General features: G+C 46.0%; 9 protein-coding genes. 6 read left to right on the forward strand and 3 right to left on the reverse strand.

The window, feature by feature from the left end; all coding sequences use genetic code 11:
* Positions 1–16 precede the first annotated feature (16 nt).
* The 3 genes from C7475_RS01450 to C7475_RS01460 form a co-directional block, all read right to left on the reverse strand.
* Positions 17–2,206, reverse strand: coding sequence for an exopolysaccharide transport family protein (locus C7475_RS01450; RefSeq protein ID WP_110050278.1), 2,190 nt, complete (start codon positions 2,204–2,206; stop codon positions 17–19).
* Positions 2,207–2,285: 79 nt separating this feature from the next.
* A complete protein-coding gene (locus C7475_RS01455; RefSeq protein ID WP_110050281.1) occupies positions 2,286–9,269 on the reverse strand; it encodes a fibronectin type III domain-containing protein in 6,984 nt (2,327 codons plus the stop codon).
* Between the two features lie 372 nt (positions 9,270–9,641).
* Positions 9,642–10,832 carry a glycosyltransferase family 2 protein gene (locus C7475_RS01460; protein WP_110050283.1) on the reverse strand — a complete coding sequence of 397 codons (1,191 nt, stop codon included), beginning with the start codon at positions 10,830–10,832 and terminating at the stop codon, positions 9,642–9,644.
* A 482-nt stretch (positions 10,833–11,314) separates the two neighbouring features.
* Here C7475_RS01460 and C7475_RS01465 point away from each other — a divergent pair, with 482 nt between their 5' ends.
* The 6 genes from C7475_RS01465 to C7475_RS01490 are packed head-to-tail and all read left to right on the forward strand — an operon-like array spanning position 11,315 to position 18,054.
* Positions 11,315–11,707: a response regulator gene (locus tag C7475_RS01465; RefSeq protein ID WP_158286383.1), complete on the forward strand. Its 393-nt coding sequence runs from the start codon at positions 11,315–11,317 to the stop codon at positions 11,705–11,707.
* Positions 11,708–11,752: 45 nt separating this feature from the next.
* The gene (locus C7475_RS01470) at positions 11,753–12,913 is read left to right on the forward strand and encodes a sugar transferase (protein ID WP_233259741.1); all 1,161 of its coding nucleotides are present in this window, start codon (positions 11,753–11,755) and stop codon (positions 12,911–12,913) included.
* Positions 12,913–14,124: a glycosyltransferase family 2 protein gene (locus C7475_RS01475; protein ID WP_110050288.1), complete on the forward strand. Its 1,212-nt coding sequence runs from the start codon at positions 12,913–12,915 to the stop codon at positions 14,122–14,124. The genes C7475_RS01470 and C7475_RS01475 overlap by 1 nt, the downstream gene beginning before the upstream one ends.
* Positions 14,108–15,031 carry a glycosyltransferase family 2 protein gene (locus tag C7475_RS01480; protein WP_110050290.1) on the forward strand — a complete coding sequence of 308 codons (924 nt, stop codon included), beginning with the start codon at positions 14,108–14,110 and terminating at the stop codon, positions 15,029–15,031. The genes C7475_RS01475 and C7475_RS01480 overlap by 17 nt, the downstream gene beginning before the upstream one ends.
* Entirely contained in the window at positions 15,019–16,920 is a 1,902-nt protein-coding gene (gene asnB, locus C7475_RS01485; protein ID WP_110050293.1) for an asparagine synthase (glutamine-hydrolyzing), read from the forward strand. The genes C7475_RS01480 and asnB overlap by 13 nt, the downstream gene beginning before the upstream one ends.
* Positions 16,921–16,923: 3 nt before the next feature.
* Positions 16,924–18,054, forward strand: coding sequence for a glycosyltransferase (locus C7475_RS01490; protein ID WP_110050295.1), 1,131 nt, complete (start codon positions 16,924–16,926; stop codon positions 18,052–18,054).
* The last annotated feature ends 6 nt before the right edge of the window (positions 18,055–18,060 follow it).

The following is an 18,060-nucleotide window of genomic DNA, read 5'->3' on the forward strand; positions in this document are numbered from 1 at the left end:
TTTGGGTAACTTTTGGTTATAATTCGAGGTATTCTTCCTGTACATTATTTAGTACTGCTCCCACGAACTTATCACCAAGAGTTTCAAAAAACTGCGCAGATTCACGGTCTACCTGTGTTAATGCCAGCTTGGATGAAAAAACTGCTATTACGCCATCTACATATTGCGCCAGCTCCTTACTATCAGTATAATCATTCAGAGGGGCGCCTTCCAGCAGGATGAAGTCGTAATAGGTAGTCAGGAAGGGGAGGTAGTTTAAAAGATTATTTTTAGGTAAGATCTCTGATGGAGTATAATCACCTCCCTTACAACCGATCACTTCAATGCCGGATACAGGATAGGTAGTCACAATGTCCTTTACCTTGTCCATCGTCAGTTCGTTCCGGGGAACAGAGAACGTCTCCAATGTCGGCGCCGCTTCCATCTGCACGGTCAGGTCATTGTTACAGAAATTCGTATCTATCACGAGTACATTCTTATTACTGAGGCTCAGACTATATGCCAGCGCCTGGGTCAGTGTGGTTTTACCCTGCCTTGACTCAGTACTCGTAATGAGGAATGACTTTTTGCCGCTGGTTTCTACTTCATACCGCAGTTTACGCAGTAACTCACGGAATGTGTTCTGCCGTTGTTTAGAATGTTTGTCAGAGATGGTAGTCTTCTGCAATACTTCCAGGATACTGTATTTATTCAGATCAGCATGATTAACACTGCTGATAAGACGAAGGTCCAGGTGTTTTTCAAATACGGAAGGAGACTTCAGTGACCCGTCCAGGAATTCCAGCAACAGTACGATAAAAGACGTCAGCAGGAAAGTGGAAATACCGGCCATTCCCATGATGATCATACGTTTGGAAGACTCTGGCTTGAAGGCAGGTTGTCCTTTAAGGATCTGCTTAAAGTTGACATCAGGTGTAGTCTGGTTATCCTGCGCTGCGTTCAGTTTCTCCTTCAATTTGTTATACTCTTCCTGTGCCATATCCACTTCTGCCTGAAGACCGCTTACTGTGGCTTCTTTATTGGCATAGGAGCCTACCGAGCCTTTCAGCTTTGCGATCTGGCCTTGCAGCCCTCTCATGTTCAGATTGGATGCTTCCAGCTGTGCCTCGAGATTGGCTTTTTCCTGGATCAGTGCATCCTTGGTAGTAGCAGTCTGTGTACCGGTGGTAGAGGCGCCGAGTTTTTTCTGCATCTGGGCACGCAGTCCCGCCAGTTTAGTACTTGTTACCTGGTCATTACCTCCCTTGCGGATCAGCTCTTCATTCAGGTCATTGATCTGCTTACGCAGGTCTATTATTTCACTGTTATTGTTGGTGTAAACGGTCTTGCCGGAGTTAGCTACAGCGAGACGTTGGTTTACACTTTGCAGGGACGAGTTGATCGTATTGTAGTTGGCCCTTTCATCAACCAGTCCTTTTTCAAACTGTTTGATCAGGTCCAGTTCATTGCCGCTGGCTACTTCAACGTTCAATAATCCTTCGGATGATTTGTATAAACGAAGCGCTTCCACTTTTTTGTCCAGTTCTGCTTTCTTCTGTTTCACCAGTTCGTCAAAAGACTCCACGCTTTCTACAGATCTCTCTGAACGCATGCTCCGGTAGTAGCGGAGGAACTCCCTGTAGGCGGTATTAACGGTATAAGCTGCCTGTTCGGGGTTCTCTGCCATGCTCACGATCTCAAGGTAATCCGTGCGCTGTACGCGTGAGGCATACAGCCTTTTGCGTATCGATTCGTAGTCGTACTGGTACAGCTTAAGAAAGGTCAGGATATTCCGTTCTGTAGGATTATAAGAGGAGAGTACCTGCAGGGAATCGAGCTTGTTACGCAGGATGGTCACAGCAGCTTGCCTGTCTACGGCCTTATAAGCCTCAGAATTCAGGTCTTTTTCCTCCAGGCGGACAAAGGGCTTATTACTTGTCAGATCATGAATAGCAAGGTCGTAAGACAGCATACCGACAACCACCGGTGAGTTGATGATCTCGATCACGTTGTCAAACTTAACGTCTGCTTCAAATATGTTAACATTCTCGTCTCTCAGTTTCACCTGGTCGTTGATGGTAAATCCGGTTGCTATCTGGGTTACGGAGGCGTACATTCTCGGTTTGCCGAGCGTAAAAAACAGGGCGGCAACAATGGCAATGATGGTACTGATGATGATCCACCATTTCTTTTTCAGCAGGGCTTTTATAAAATATATTATATCCATATTAATTGTAATTATTTAACATCTGTCACGTGCAAAAAAATCCGGTCGCCCGGACTTTTTGGGGAGAAACTGGTAAAGCTTAACGCTTTACCAGTTTTACCATCTTGGTTTCGCCATTCTTACCACTGATGCGGAGCAGGTAGATGCCAGGCGCACTTACCTTGGATCCGGTATTAATGCGCAGGGTGCTGGCACCCGCTGGAACGGAACCTTTGTAATCTGAATATAACAGCCTTCCTGCCACGTCAAAGATCTCTACTCTTACAGCTGTTTCGGCTTTCAATACTATGTCTACGTTGAACTGCTGATCGAACGGATTCGGATATACCTTCGCATCTCCGAAGTCTGCTTTATCAACTATACTCACTACAGGAGCTGCCATTGCTGTTGCTGTGTTAGGAATGATCCTTGCGCCTTGAGCGTCTGCAGGGTCATTTGGTCCGTCTTCGTCCAGCGTAGCAGCATCCAGATGTCCTCTGATGGTCAGTGCTGCGATCAGTCCATAACGGGATCCTGGTGTACCAGGGTCAACATCGATATGGATCTTACCCAGTGCGTCCGGAGATACGTTACGGATGGTTACTACACCGCTCTTGTTCAGAGATGCATTCAGCAGTGCCATCTTAGTACCGTTCACTGTGTACTTACCGGTGATGTCTTCCCACTCTACTGAGCTACCGAAGAATACCAGGTCATATTTCAGTGACTGATTCAGGCCGGTGATATTAAAGTCTGCATGGTTGCCCGGGAACAGACCATAGTTTTCAACCATCACGTTGTCAGGGTAGATACCGCTGTTGTTACCGGTATTGATACCTGCGGAGTACATACCATCGAAGTTTTCGAGGATGGTAAGACCTACACCTGTCAGGTTGTTCTGACCATCGGTCATATTGGTCTTCGCAACACCAGATTCAGGACGTTTGCCTAAGTTGTTCCATGGAGCAGGAGCAACCAGGAGTTCGCTGAAGTTCACCTGAACACTGAATCCGAGGGTGGTAGCAGAAGCCATATTACTGTAATCGGAATTATCAGCATTTCTTACCGCACGCACCTTGTAGTAGTAGTTCTGGTTTACAGCCAGGTTATTATCTGTATAGCTTACGCTGTTGGCCGGAAGAGTAGCTACCTGTGCGTAGCTGCCACCGGATACTGCACGCCATACCTGGTAACCTGTCTCATTGTTTGACCTGTCTGACCATTTCAGTGCTATGTTCTTAGCGCCGATCGCTTCAGCATTCAGGTTGAGCGGATTGAGCACTGGTATGGTTGCGTCGTAAGATTCCAGTACCATAGCGTTCATATGCATATAATAACCAGCTTGCGTCTTATTCACCAGTATATTAATCTCGCCATTGGCATTCGGCTGGATGCCGTTGATCTGTTTGGTGAGCGTTGTATTATAAGCCGGATCTATTACCACACTGTCGGTACCGATAGTATACCTTACTTTGGCGTTCACACCGAAGTTCAGACTGCTAAAGAACACAACATTGTAACGTTTAGTATTGTTCAATCCGGACAGTCTTACGGTATGGGTAATGTTTCTGCTGTCATATACTGCTGACTGCATAACAACATCCGGGAATACACCACTGTTGTCATAAGTGCTCATACCTACTGCAGGCTGGTCATTTTCCCATACTTCATTGAATGTTACGTTGATGCCGGTCGGATTACCTGATTCATCCAGTGCATTGGTCAGCCTTGTACCCTGGTAAGGGAATCCTGCTACGTTGTTCCACGGCGCAGGAGCCGGGCTGCTGGAAGAGAAGTCAAGGAATACGCTGGTGGTATTCTTATCCGAAACGATCACCTTAAAGGTATTGCTGGACGCTGCGCCCTGGTTGTCGGTGGCAGTCAGGGTCACATTGTAGTTACCCAGGTTGTTGGCGGTAGGTGCGAAGCTGAAGGAGCCGGTACCATTGCCATTGTCTGTAAAGTCACCGAAGGATGGCAAGCCGTTCACTGAAAGTGTCACTGTATTACCCTGATCGCCGGTTGCTGATACATTGAACTGTGCAGAAGTACCTGCTTTCAGTTTTACATCAGCGATAGCCGCAATACTAGGTGCTTTTTCCGCTACCTGCACACCAGCGATATTGCTATAGCCGGTAGATACGCCTGCAGAATTAGAAGCACTTACCTTGTAATAGTAGTGAGTGTTACCATGTACGGTGTTGTCCACATAAGAGTTAGCCGTTGCGCTGTTCAGGCTGCCCAGCAGGCTATAAGTGCCCAGACTGTCAGTAGAACGGTGGATCCTGTAACCGGTAGCATTGTAGGCAATATTTGTCCACGCGAGGGATACATTGCCATCTTCTTCCGTAGCTATCAGTTCTTTAGGCGCGGCCGGCACGGTACCGTCGTCCAGTATAGCGTTCACCTCGAAGGCGTTCAGGTAACCTACCTGGGTGCCATTGGCTACGGCCATATTGAAGGTGATCTCACCACTGCCGTTTGGAGTAATATTGTCGAAGTTTGCAGTGTTAGTGGTGTTACCCTGTACGTCGATCGATTTGCTGACACCATTTATTGTAAAGATGGTGGTGCCATTGTTTGCCAGTACAGACCATGAACTACCTGCAAGGAATTTGAAGGAGTATTTCCTGTTGGCAGATAAACCTGTCAGTTTCACATCAATTGAATTGGAAGAAGTGAAGATGCCAGGATAAGATCCGAAGAAGTAGTATTCTCTGAGCACTACATCAGGATAGATACCTGCACTGGTAGGACCTTCGTTCCAGGAGAACCAGTTGCCGGTCTGCATCTGCAGGCCAACGGTTGTTGTTTCACCTTTATCGTTCTTCAGGTTGCTGGTAGATACTGAAGTAACATTATTCCATGGCGCCGGAGCATCTGTCTGATGTTTGAAGCGTACGAATAATTTATAATTAGGATCTACGTCAGCTACTGTTACAGTGAATGTCTTGTTGTCAGTACCACCATTGCCGTCAACGGTAGCCACTTTCACTGTATAGACGCCTGCATCTGCAAAACCTGGATCAACAGTCAGGCTGGCAGTACGGTTATTGCCGGTAAGAGTAATGAATGAGGGCAGTGATACTGCAGACCATGTAAGTACATCTGAAGCATTCTGATCAGCGGCGGAGAGATTAAGCTGCTGGTCAGCGCCCTCATTCAGGGAAATGTTGGCAATAGAGGTTATGACAGGGCTAAAATTGTCGTTTATGGTGAGGTTAAATCTGGCTGTATCTCTACCACCAAATGGATCCGCCGCATACACTGTCAGGTTGTTGTAAGTACCCTGCACACCGATGTTTGGAGTTACCCTTAAGAAGGAACCATTCGCATCGGATGCCAGTGTTACGAAAGGAGGCAGATTTTCGGTGGACAGTGTAACCGCGTCTTCATCCACATCTGTAGCAACAAGAGAGATACGTGTTTCCACATCGTAACGTGCAGACCTGTTGCCAATTTCGTCAATTGACGGCCTGTTGTTGCCGGTAGTTGCAGTTGCATTTGCAGTGTAAGCGGAATTGCCGCCATCACCTCTTGTGCGCACGCGGTATACATACTGCTGGTTAGCATATAAAGCAGTGTCTATATAGCTTTCGGAAGTACCGGCAACTTCGTTGATAGTTTTTACCAGTACGAAATTATTGGTAGTGCCGAATGAACGCTGGATATCATATCCTGTGGCATTTGCCGCGTTATTGGTCCAGGTCAGTCTGATAGTGGAAGCAGAGGTACCGGTAGCCACCAGGTTCGCCGGTGTAGACGGAGCTGCAGGCAGTGCAGGCGTTACCACACTGTAGAACGGCAGGGTCTGTGCAGCCAGTTGGCTTACCTGTGCCTGTGTCATAGCTGCGCCAATGATGGCGAACCTGTCCACATTACCACGGTAGAATGTACCTGTTGAATTGAATGCGTTGGTACCATTGTTGGCGCCGATCCTTGAGTTATTGCTGGTTGAATTAATGGTGCCGTAGTTGACGTTGGTAGATGCAGCCAGGTCGCCATTAATATAGAGACGAAGCGTGTTGCTGCCATATACTACTGCCACATGGGTCCAGGCTGTACTGGTAAACGGTGTAGTTACCAATGTGCGGTTGTTGCCGTCAGCAATACCAGCCTCCAGCTTGTTCGCATTAATACGTAATGCGATACCATTATCACTACCACCCATATCAAATATGATACGGTTGTTGTCTGTTACCACAGGCTTGATCCAGAGAGAGATGGTACGCTCTGAGAACGCGTCATGAAGTACGCCGCTACCATTACCACCCATGCTCATATAGGAGCTGGTGCCATTGAATACGCCGGCGTGAGAACCTTCTACTTTATCAGCATTGGTGTAGCTAAGCGAGTTACCGCTACCATCGCTGTTAGAAAGACTGACGTCATCAGTGTTATTGTCGAATGGATATACCACGATGTATGGTAGGCCACTTCCCTGTGCAGATTCACCAGACAGGCCTACTGAACGGACCTTATACCAATAGCGGGTATTAGGCGCTACAGTGTTGTCTGTTAAAGTAGTGGCATTTGCATTGGCTTTTCCTATTACGGAATACGTTCCATTATAGGTCGTGCTGCGATATAATTCGAAACCTGTTTCGTTGTTACTGTTGTCTGACCATGTCAGGTCTACCTTATTGAAGGCGGTGGCAGCCGCACCCAATATTTGAGGTACGGCAGGTATTGCCCCTGTAATAGTCATGGTATCACCGAGGTATTGATCGGGTATGGCTGTCAGGTTGTTCACACCGATAGCGGATGATCTCCAACGAAGGTTCATTACCTGGCTGCCGGTAGCGTTAAAGAAGGCAACTGTGATCGGATAGACGCCTGCAGTCAGCACCTGAGGTAAACTGGTCACCTGTGTGGTGCCGTGTGCACCGTCATTGTTGACAGTAGCAAGACCGCTGAAACTGTAAGGTGTATTTAACCATAGCTTGCTACCATCGTCCGAGTTAGTGGAGAAGTAGTAAGTACCTGTAGCCGGGATGGTGATGAAACCCGTCCATTGGATAGCGTACTGTGTTTCCCGGTTCCTGACGGTGAGGTCTATGTTGTTAGACCTTCCGGTTTCAACTGGTATAATATTGTTGAAGTTTGGCAGACTAGTGTAGTTGCCGCTGGCTTCATAATATTTATAAGCAAGGCCTTTATTAACTGTACCTGCTGTTACCTGGTTGCTAGGAGGGGAGGCATTGCCTGCAGCATCTTTTGCCACCACGTAGAAGTTATAAACCTTTCTTTCCGCAAGCCCGTAAGCCACCATTGTACGTTGAGTAGCTTCAACGGTGTAAGACTTTTGGCCATTTACGTAAACATCATATGCGCTCACAGCAACATCGTCTGTTGCAGCACCCCAGCTAAGTGAAACAGAGCTGTTGCTGGTGCTGGTAACAACCAGGTTTGGCGGAGCCGTTGGATTAACGGCGTCGGTCTGGGTAGTACCGCTGAATTCAGCAGATACGGGACCAGCGCCATTTGCGTTAACCGGACGGATGACGTAGTAGTATTTTGTATTAGAGGTTAAACCGTTGTCGTTATATACCAGTACGTCAGCAGCTACTTTAGCTACCAGTTTGTAGCCGGTACCTGCAGTAGTGGTACGGTATATTTCAAAACCGGTTTCATTATTCTGCGGATTTGCTTTGTCTGTCCAGTTTAGAGTAACCGCTGTTTGTGAAACGGGAGTTACAGTCATACCGCCAACCGCATCTGGTACATTTGTACCAGCGGCAGGGATAACCCTGTATGGATCAGAGAAGCTGCTTGCGCAACCAAACTGCTCGGTAACGCGGGCAATATAATTGCCAACTCCTACAGTAATTGTATTGGTGTTTCCAATGGAAGTTGTGCCGCCAACAGTGCGCCATTCGTAAGATGCGTAACCGTCAGGCAGCTTCAGCGTAACAGATGTGCTGCCATCAGGGGCAGGCAATACATTTGTAGCAAGTGCATCTATAGTTATAGGTGGTGTAACAGTGCCTACTTTTGTTTTAACGACGAGTGGGGTAGGGGACCATTCTGACCAGGGGCCATTCGCAGTTCTTCTTACCCTCACCGAATAGGTACCGAGTGAGTTGATAAGGATGTTATTGGTAGTACCGGCAATGGGGGCGCCATCCTTTTGCCATTCATAGGCAGCGAATCCCGGCGGAATACCTATCCGGATACTGAATGTTTCACCGGGACAGAATTCGGAACGTCCGCCAAGGGGCCATGGAGTCAGGATATTCACCCTGTTGATATAAGGAATAAAGTCCGCTTCCGCCCATGCTGTTGTCCATGTACCATGACCGAGGTTGGGATAGAATGTGTACCGGAGATTAGCGCCTGCAGCTTGCATTGCGGCTGTTGCAGTGTTCGCGGTATAAGGTGCGGGAGCATTGTCCAAACCTCCCTGGAAATACCAAACAGCAGTGTATTTGGTTCTTTCGATCATCGCAGCACTACCATCATTGGTCGTGATACCACTCATAGGCAGGGCGCCGGCAAAATACTGAGGATACCGTTGCATGAAGAGCCATGAACCGTAACCTCCGGCAGAAAGACCGTTAACAGTAATTCTGTTAAGGTCTCCTTTTACCTGTACGGCAAGGCTGTCCAGTAGTTCTTTGATAATGTCATACTGGCCATTGCCCCAGTTACCATCTGCAGTTTGTCCATAAAACAGGAAGCCATCATAGCTGCCGTTGTCTGTTTTCGTTTCAAAGTTCTGTCCGCCGTGTAAAAGCTGGTATTCGTTGTCGTAAACGCTACCGCCTTCACCACGGCCGTGAAGGAATACAAAAATTGGATATTTCTTTCCATCAGCAACATTGTGCTGGTAGGTCTTAGGGAATTTCAAGCGGAAGTTAAGTCCCTTGTAAATGTAACATTTGAAGTCGGAGGTATTCCAACTTAGTCGATTGGTTTTAACCCATTTCCCGATACGGCCATAGGCAGGTGATGCTGGCGGGGAACTGGAATTGTACACAACAATGGGGTCTGCAGGGTTTAGCGCTTGCTGTGCAGACGCGCTACCCGCAAAAAGCATCAGAATGCTGAGAATGCTGAATAGTAAGTGTACAGTTCTTTTCATAAAAAGAAATATATATTATGGACAATCGGGATTAGCCCCGGTAAAAGCCAGAAATAATTAAATAATAGCCCAAAGCACGTAATGCCGGCAAGTCAGAGGAGATGGTAAAATTAGATAGAGTAGTCCCGAAAAAAGGAGTTACTTCCAGATTGGCTTTTATGTAGGATGAGGTTAGGAAAATGTATCACACTTGGAAGCCTTCTTATTGTATTAGATAAGGAATAAGCTTAGTGTACTCGGTTCAAGTTCCAAAAGTAAGTGTATATTTTTATAGTTGGATACTTTTTTAGTGAAAATCTGTTTTTTACAGGTAAACGATATAAAACGTTTGGTGAAATGATTTAAGTGGGTGGTAAATGTAAAAAATACGCCTTATCCTGCTGTCAACTGACGTTGTGAACGGTCCCATACAGCGGACTGTTTTTTCCTCAGAAAACGGCCGAAACCCTGATATACAGCCACATTCATGAAAACAAAATAAAAAGGTATATAGAACAGTTTACTTTTCACCTGCTTTTTTGCGAGTATGTATCCAACGAATGCCATGCCATAAAACAGTACCTGCATTAATAATATAAACCAGTAAACCAGGGGCGCGCCAGATACACACAATATTATATTGGTAAGCAGGGCAAGTAATAAACATATTGGGGCGACTGTCCACCTGGATACACGATGAGAAACGTATTGCCAGGTGATCTTAGGGTAGCGGAAAATGTTCAGCAAGTCCAGCAGCCGGCTCATTGACTGGAAACCTCCGGCACTGATGCGTACTTTACGTTTGTATTCATCCTCCAGCGAAGCAGAGGGGGTTTCCTGTGCATAGGCATCTGGAGCATAGGCGACTTTGTAACCTTTTTTATTGATACCGAAAGAGATCATGAAATCATCCAGGATAGTATCCGCAGGAATATCTTCATATAAAGAGGTCCTTACAGCAAACAGTTCGCCTGCAGCTCCCATCACACTGTACAGTTCAGCGTCCCATTTCTTTAATAAGGATTCGTACTTCCAGTACATGCCCTCTCCGGCGCCTTCGGCTTCCGCCTGATCGGCCACAATGATCTTTTTCTCTCCCGCTACGGCACCTGTCTGCTCGTCCTGAAAATGGCGCATGAGGCAAATCAGGACATCCTTATTTAATAATGTATTTGCATCGGAAAAGACCACAAAGGGCGTCTTGACATATTTCATAGCCCTGTTCACGGCCATTGTCTTGCCTTTACGTTCCGGTTCGTAGAGTAGCGTGATCTGAGGATAACTTCTTATTATATTATTGGTGTCGTCAGAAGATCCATCCGTAACAAAGATGATCTGTACCTTACCGGCAGGATAATTCAGTGAAAGTGTATTCGCGATCTTTTCCCTGATAAATCCTTCTTCATTATAGGCCGCTACCATTAATGTTACGTCCGGGGTAAACGGGGGATCATCTGTTAAAGGCCGCGCCTTTATAAAAAGACGGCGCAGTTTAATTACTATATAAAGTAGTATACCATATCCTATATAACTATAGCAAACTAAAAAAAGGCTGCACCAGAAGATCATTGAGATCACAGTCATAATAATAGAAGTTGAGGGGATAAGCAGAGCGTCTGTAGCACGTTATAAAACAATCCCACATGGAGATTCACAGCAAAAGTATAATAATTGTGCAGTATTTTTTCAGCAGCGTATGCTACATTTAAAAAAAAGAAGGCAGTGAAGGGATTGAATATCCGTTTACGATAATTTCTTGCGCATTCACCCAAAAAAATCCGCCGTTTACGAAAAACATATGGGGAAATGAATAAAGTATTATATTTTTACATCGTTGTTAAATAGACAATACAAAGAGTTAGATTTTACAGCTTGCACTTTATGAATTACTTTCGTACTTTAGTGGAAGCTTTCATAGAAACCATATTTGAGTCTTTTCTTTCATATCCCCTGAGAAACTGTTTTTTAGTTCCATAAAACCTTATCCAATTTAAAGCCAACGAACATTGATTTTTCCGATACTTAAACCGTATTGGGATCTATTAGTAATATTAAATTGGTTAAAGGTGAAAAAAACAGTTTTAATTATAGATGATAGTTTACCCATCCGATATTTACTTGAAGTGATGCTAAACAGGACCTACAACGTTGTTTCAGCGTGTGATGGTCTCGCAGCTATGGCATGGCTGAAAAATGGCAACATCCCCGACCTGGTCATCACTGACCTGCAAATGCCCAACATTAATGGATGGGAACTTATAGAGTTCATGACAGAAAGTAATCTGTACCAGCATATACCTCTCATGGTACTCTCGGGTGTGCATGACACCAAAGAGTCCTTTGCGAACATACGTCCCGGTAATATCAAGACGATCATCAAAAAGCCGTTTGATCCCGTAATCTTGCTGGATACAATTGATCATGTGCTGAAGGCTCAGCATGTACCTGCTTTTTCATAGCATTTAATGATATATCAGTATGTAACCATTAATTCCTTTGTTAGCATGAATACATTTACACCTGAACTGAGCGTATTGAAGAATGCGGCCCCAAAACAGTTTGAAGAACGCGAACAAGCTATGCCCCGGCAGATTGTAGCGGACAGTAATATAGTGCTGTTCGTAGGGCAACATATGAATGCCCCTGAACTTGCAGACGCCGGGTATAAGTGTTTCTACGCACAGGACTTTGATACAGCTACTGTAACGATAGAGCAACTGCAATCTGTCTTCAGGAGAAAACCTGGCGTTATTATATATAGGTCGCATACTGATAATCAGAAAGGCCTGAATGCCTGGAAAGAATACCTGAAGAACGAAGCCTGTTACTCCTGTATACCTTTTCTGCTATACGTGGACGTAGATGAAATTACTCCCGAAATGAAGGCTGCTGTGAAGAAATATACCTTCATCGACGAGATCATTACGACCAAATGCTTCCCCAAGCTGTTATCTAAGATCGCCTTCATTAATAAGTTCAAACAACTGAACACTTATCCTCCTTTGACTGTGGTCAATGGTGGTAAAAAGGTGAAAACAAAAAGGACATTCAATGCGCTGTTGAAAAGAGCTTTTGACATCCTCATCGCCAGCCTGGCCCTGATCATTATCAGCCCCGCCTTGTTATTAATTGCTGCTATTATTAAAGCAGAATCCCGTGGGCCCATTTTTTACGCTGCCCGCCGCGCCGGTAAGAATTACCAGGTGTTCAAATTCTATAAGTTCAGGACCATGATCGCCGATGCAGATAAAAAGCTGCAGCAACTGCAGCATCTGAATCAATACAAAGATGCCAGCGGTCCTGTTTTCTATAAAGTGTCAAACGACCCTCGCGTAACCCGCTTTGGTGCTTTCTTAAGGAACACCAGCCTCGATGAACTCCCCCAACTTTTTAATGTGTTGATCGGTGATATGTCGCTTGTAGGTAACAGACCATTACCACTATACGAGGCGTCTGCACTGACAACAGACGAATGGGCGCAACGTTTCCTGGCCCCTGCCGGTATCACAGGTCTCTGGCAGATCAGTAAAAGAGGAAGAAAAGATATGTCTGTCGAGGAAAGAATAGCGCTCGATATTAACTATTCCAATTCGCATAGCTTTACTTATGACATGTGGATTATGGCCAATACGCCTAAAGCTTTAATACAAAAAGATAACGTGTAATGATCTTTACGCTTGAATTAATCATATTCGGATACCTCGGAGGGTGCGTATTTTACAACCTTCTGTTCTCTGTGGCCGGTAAGTTTTTTTTCAGAAAAGAAAAGGTGGTACCTGAAATATTGTCTGACTGCAGGATTGCCATTCTGGTACCTGCCTATAAGGAAGATAACGTTATTCTGCATGCAGCGCAGAGTTATGAGTCGCTGGACTATCCGGCAGACCGTTATGAAGTGATTGTCATCGCAGACTCCCTGCAGGCTTCAACAATTAATACACTCCGTTCCGAGGGCATTACAGTGATCCCGGTTTCTTTTAATAAAAGTACAAAGGCTAAGTCACTGAATGCTGCATTCGCACAGCTGGACGAAAGTAAATACGATATGGCGGTGATCGCCGACGCCGATAATATTCCGGCGCCCGATTTCCTGCAAAAGATCAATATCGCCTATCAACAGGGCTATCATATTATACAGGCACAACGCGTGGCGAAGAACATGGATACTCCGTTCGCTATCCTGGATGCTGCCAATGAAATAATCGCTAACCACATCAACCGTAAAGGCGCTAACGCGCTGGGACTATCTGCTTCCGTGATCGGTTCAGGTATCGCATTCGATTTTCCGCTGATGAAACAGTGCCTGAAAGAAACTGAAGCTACCGGTGGTTTTGATAAAGTGCTTCAACAATTGCTGGTTGATAAAGGGTATAAAATACATTACGTGGAGGATGCCCTCATTTTCGATGAGAAAGTGGAAAATGCAGCTGCATTTGAAAATCAGCGGAAACGCTGGATCTCCAGCCAGTTTGTATATCTCCGCCATTATTTCCTGCGTGGGTTTCAGGCCTTGCTCAAAGGCCGGATAGACTATTTCTATATGGCAGTAGCGCAGAATATGCTGCTGCCACGTATGCTACTGCTGGCGGGAGTTTGCTTCATGACTTGCATTTATCTGTTATTCGGTAAATATCTGACATTAGCGCCTTTAGCCTGGGTAATCTGCTTCGGAGCTTATGCCATCAGTATGATGCTGCCATTGCCGGGAAAGTTCTATACGAAATACATGTTTACCGTTATCCTGAACCTCCCGAGGGTAATGGGTATTATGCTGGGGCTCGTATTTAAACTGAAAGGAGCTGACAAGACCTTTATTCATACAACGCATTCCAAAACAAGCATAGACAATCCCCTGATCAATGTTACAGGAAAATAAAATAGCGCCACTGGTTTCCATTGTAACGATCAACTACAATACATGCGACGTTACATGTGAGTTGCTCGCTTCCATCGGAAAGAACAGCTATCCTAATATGGAGGTGATCGTTGTGGATAATGCTTCCGTCGAAGATCCAACTGCTGCATTACTGGCTGCCTATCCCGCAGTGAAAGTGATCAGGAGTGCTACCAATAAGGGATTTGCCGGAGGTAACAATCTTGGCATCGTAGCGGCGACAGGTGAATATATCTTTCTCGTAAATAACGATACGGAATTTACTGACGGGCTTATAGAAGGCCTGCTGGAAGTTTTTAACGCGCATCCCGATGCAGGGATGGTTAGCCCCAAATTTCATTACTTCTTCCATAAAGGTATCATCGAATATGCCGGCTATCAGTCGGTAGACGTATTCACCGGCAGGAACAGTATGATCGGATGTAAAGAACCAGATCAGGGCCAGTACGACAGGCTCTCCGCCACTAACTACGCACATGGCGGCGGCATGATGACCAAAGCAGCCGTACTGAAAGAGGTAGGGCTGATGCCGGAAGTATACTTCCTCTACTATGAGGAGTTTGACTGGTGCGAACAGTTCAAGCGTAAAGGCTATAAAATCTACTATCAGTATAAATCACTTATCTACCATAAAGAATCAATGTCCACGGGCAAAAACAGTCCGTTAAAGACGTATTACCTGACCAGGAACAGGATACTGTTCATGCGCAGGAACGTGGCATTACCGAACCGGATCATCTTTTTACTGTACCTGGCTTTGTTTACCATTCCCAAGAATACGTTACAATTCCTCCTCAAAAGAGAGAGGGAGCACCTAAGAGCTTTCTGGAAAGGCATTATGTGGAACGTAAAACATCGTCAATTAAACTTATTACCATGTGTGGCATAGCAGGGTTTATTGATTTTTCCAAAAAAGGAAGCCTTCCTGTATTGCAGGACATGACAGATGCTTTACTGCATCGCGGTCCTGACGACGGAGGCTACGAAGTGTATGAACACCCCAATGCACTGATCGGACTGGGGCAGCGCCGCCTGTCCATCCTTGACCTTTCCAGCGGAGGCCATCAGCCGATGCATTTTAAACAGTATACCATGATCTTCAATGGAGAGGTATACAACTTTAAAGAAGTACGCCGGGAGCTGGAGCACCTGGGGTACACTTTTACTTCCAGCAGCGATACGGAAGTGCTGATCAAAGGATATGACTGCTGGAAAGAAAAAATAGTAGACCGTTGCATCGGCATGTTCGCCTTTGTAATTTATGATAAAGAAGAAGAACAAGTTATCTTTTGCCGCGACAGGGCAGGGGTGAAACCACTCTATTACTATTGGCATAATAACGTACTGTTGTTCGCTTCCGAGTTGAAAAGCTTCAGCCATTTTCCCGGTTTTGAAAAGAAGATCGATGTGAACAGTGTATCATTGTTCCTGCAGTACAGCTATATTCCGGCGCCATACACTATTTTCGAACATACACATAAGCTGAAACCAGGGCATTTTATGCATTTGTCCCTGAAGAATAAAGCGTTGACCACTTCTGAGTATTGGAGTGTGCTTGAGGCTTACCGCCAGCCGCTCACCAGTATGTACGAAGGAGACATCATCCGTCATACCAAAGAACTGATGGAAAGCGCTTATAAATACAGGATGGTGGCAGACGTACCAGTGGGCGTGTTCTTAAGCGGCGGTTATGACAGTTCCAGCGTGGCCGCAATCCTGCAAGCCTCTTCCGGCAGCCGCCTGAAGACTTTCACGATCGGTTACAAGGAAGCACAGTTCGACGAGTCTAAAGAGGCCAGGAGAATCGCGCAGCATCTGGGCACAGACCATACGGAATGGATCGTCGGTCCTTCGGATGCATTGGAAATACTTGAGCACCTGCCGGAAGTTTATGACGAGCCTTTTGCAGATAACTCAACTGTTCCAACTACCCTGGTCAGCAAACTGGCTGCAAAACAGGTGAAGGTAGTATTATCTGCCGATGGAGGAGATGAGCTTTTCGCCGGATATAACAAATTCAACCAGTCGCTGCAATACACCGAGAGCTTCCCTAAAGCTCTGCAGGGCGTGGTGAGCAAGGTGATGAAGCTGGTAGATCCTGCCAGTATCCCATATTTCAATAAACAATACAACTTTGCCAGCCGTTATGAAAAGATGAAACTGATCTGGGCGTCCGGCAAGTCACAACAGGCATTGAAATATATCAGCCAGTATATCACTGAAACAGAAGCGGCCACCTATCTCGGCGGTACACACTGTAATTACAAGACGAACTTTGATATGAACGGGGAACTGGGTAACATCAACGATTCGTTGAACCGCCTGCTGTCAGTCGACTATAAGACATTCCTGGTCGACAATAACCTGGTAAAGGTTGACAGGGCTACCATGTCTGTGAGCATTGAAGGCCGCGAGCCGATGCTGGACCACCGCCTGGTGGAATTTCTGGCAAAGGTGCCCGCCAATATCAAAGTGAAGAATAAGATCAACAAATACATCCTGAAGGAAATAGTACACCAGTATATACCTAAAACACTGATGGACCGCCCTAAGAGGCCGTTTATCGCTCCCCTGACACATTGGTTCAAAGACGAATTAAAGGAACAGATGGAGTACTATTTATCTCCCGCTAAGCTGGAACAGACAGGGCTTTTTGATCCGGCGCACATCCAGACCCTGAAACAGAATTATTTCGAAGGCGGGAAGGTAAGTCACCAGAAACTCTGGAATATCCTCGTATTCCAGTTGTGGTATAGCCGTTGGATGGAACAATTGTAAACAATGGAAGAGACGAAGAAGATCAGAGTTTTACAAACGATCCGCCAGGGCAAAATAGGAGGAGGTGAAAGCCATGTGCTGGACCTCGTCCGCTACCTGGACAAAGGACTTTTCGAGCCGGTAGTGTTATCCTTCACAGACGGACCGATGATCACCTCCCTGGCCCAGCTGGGAATACCCGCGCACGTCATCCACACCGAACGTGCCTTCGACATTAAAGTATGGATGAAAGTGAAACAGTTCCTGAAAGAACAGCGGATGGATATCGTACATGTACACGGCACAAGGGCTAATACTAATGTATTATGGGCCGCCCGTTCATTGGGGCTGCCAGTGATCTATACCATCCACGGCTGGTCTTTCCATGACAGTTTACCTGCATGGAACAGGAAAGCCAGAATAATGGCGGAAAAGTTCATAACACAACGTACCCGGTTAAATATTACTGTTTCTGACTCCAATCATGAAACAGGAGTGCGCGTATTTGGGCATTTTAAGTCCATGGTGGTCAAAAACGGGGTGAACCTGGACAAGTTTAACAGGTTCGGTGAATATCCCGATATAAAGGCGCAATATGGCATTCCTGCACATCACCTGGTAATTGGTTATATTGTACGTGTAACGGAACAGAAAGACCCCCTGGGGATGTTAAGGGCATATGCCAGGATCTGCGCCAACTTTCCCGACCTTACCTTGTTAATGATAGGAGAGGGCGATCTGAAAACGGCCGCTGTGCAGCTGGCAAAAGAACTGGGTATCAGCGACAGGGTCGTTTTCGACAATTTCCGTCAGGACGTGCCTGCTGTATTGAATGCCGTAGATATCTACTGTCTGCCGTCCCTCTGGGAAGGATTCCCGATCGGCGTGCTGGAGGCAATGGCGATGGCCAAAGCAGTAGTTGCCTCAGATGTGGATGGTACCCGGGAAGCCGTGGAAAACGAAGTGACCGGCTTACTTGTCCCGCCTAAAAATGAAGCAGCATTGGTAGCGGCATTGGAAAGGCTGATAAACGACCGGTCGTTACGCATGCATCTGCAGGAAAACGCCGGCAAATGTGTGAAAGCGAACTTCGACGTACGCGACATGACCCATAAAATAGAAACAGTGTACCAGCAGATGCTGGCGCCATTATAATAAGCT

Origin of the sequence: Chitinophaga sp. S165, assembly GCF_003182155.1 — a bacterium.
GTDB lineage: Bacteria > Bacteroidota > Bacteroidia > Chitinophagales > Chitinophagaceae > Chitinophaga.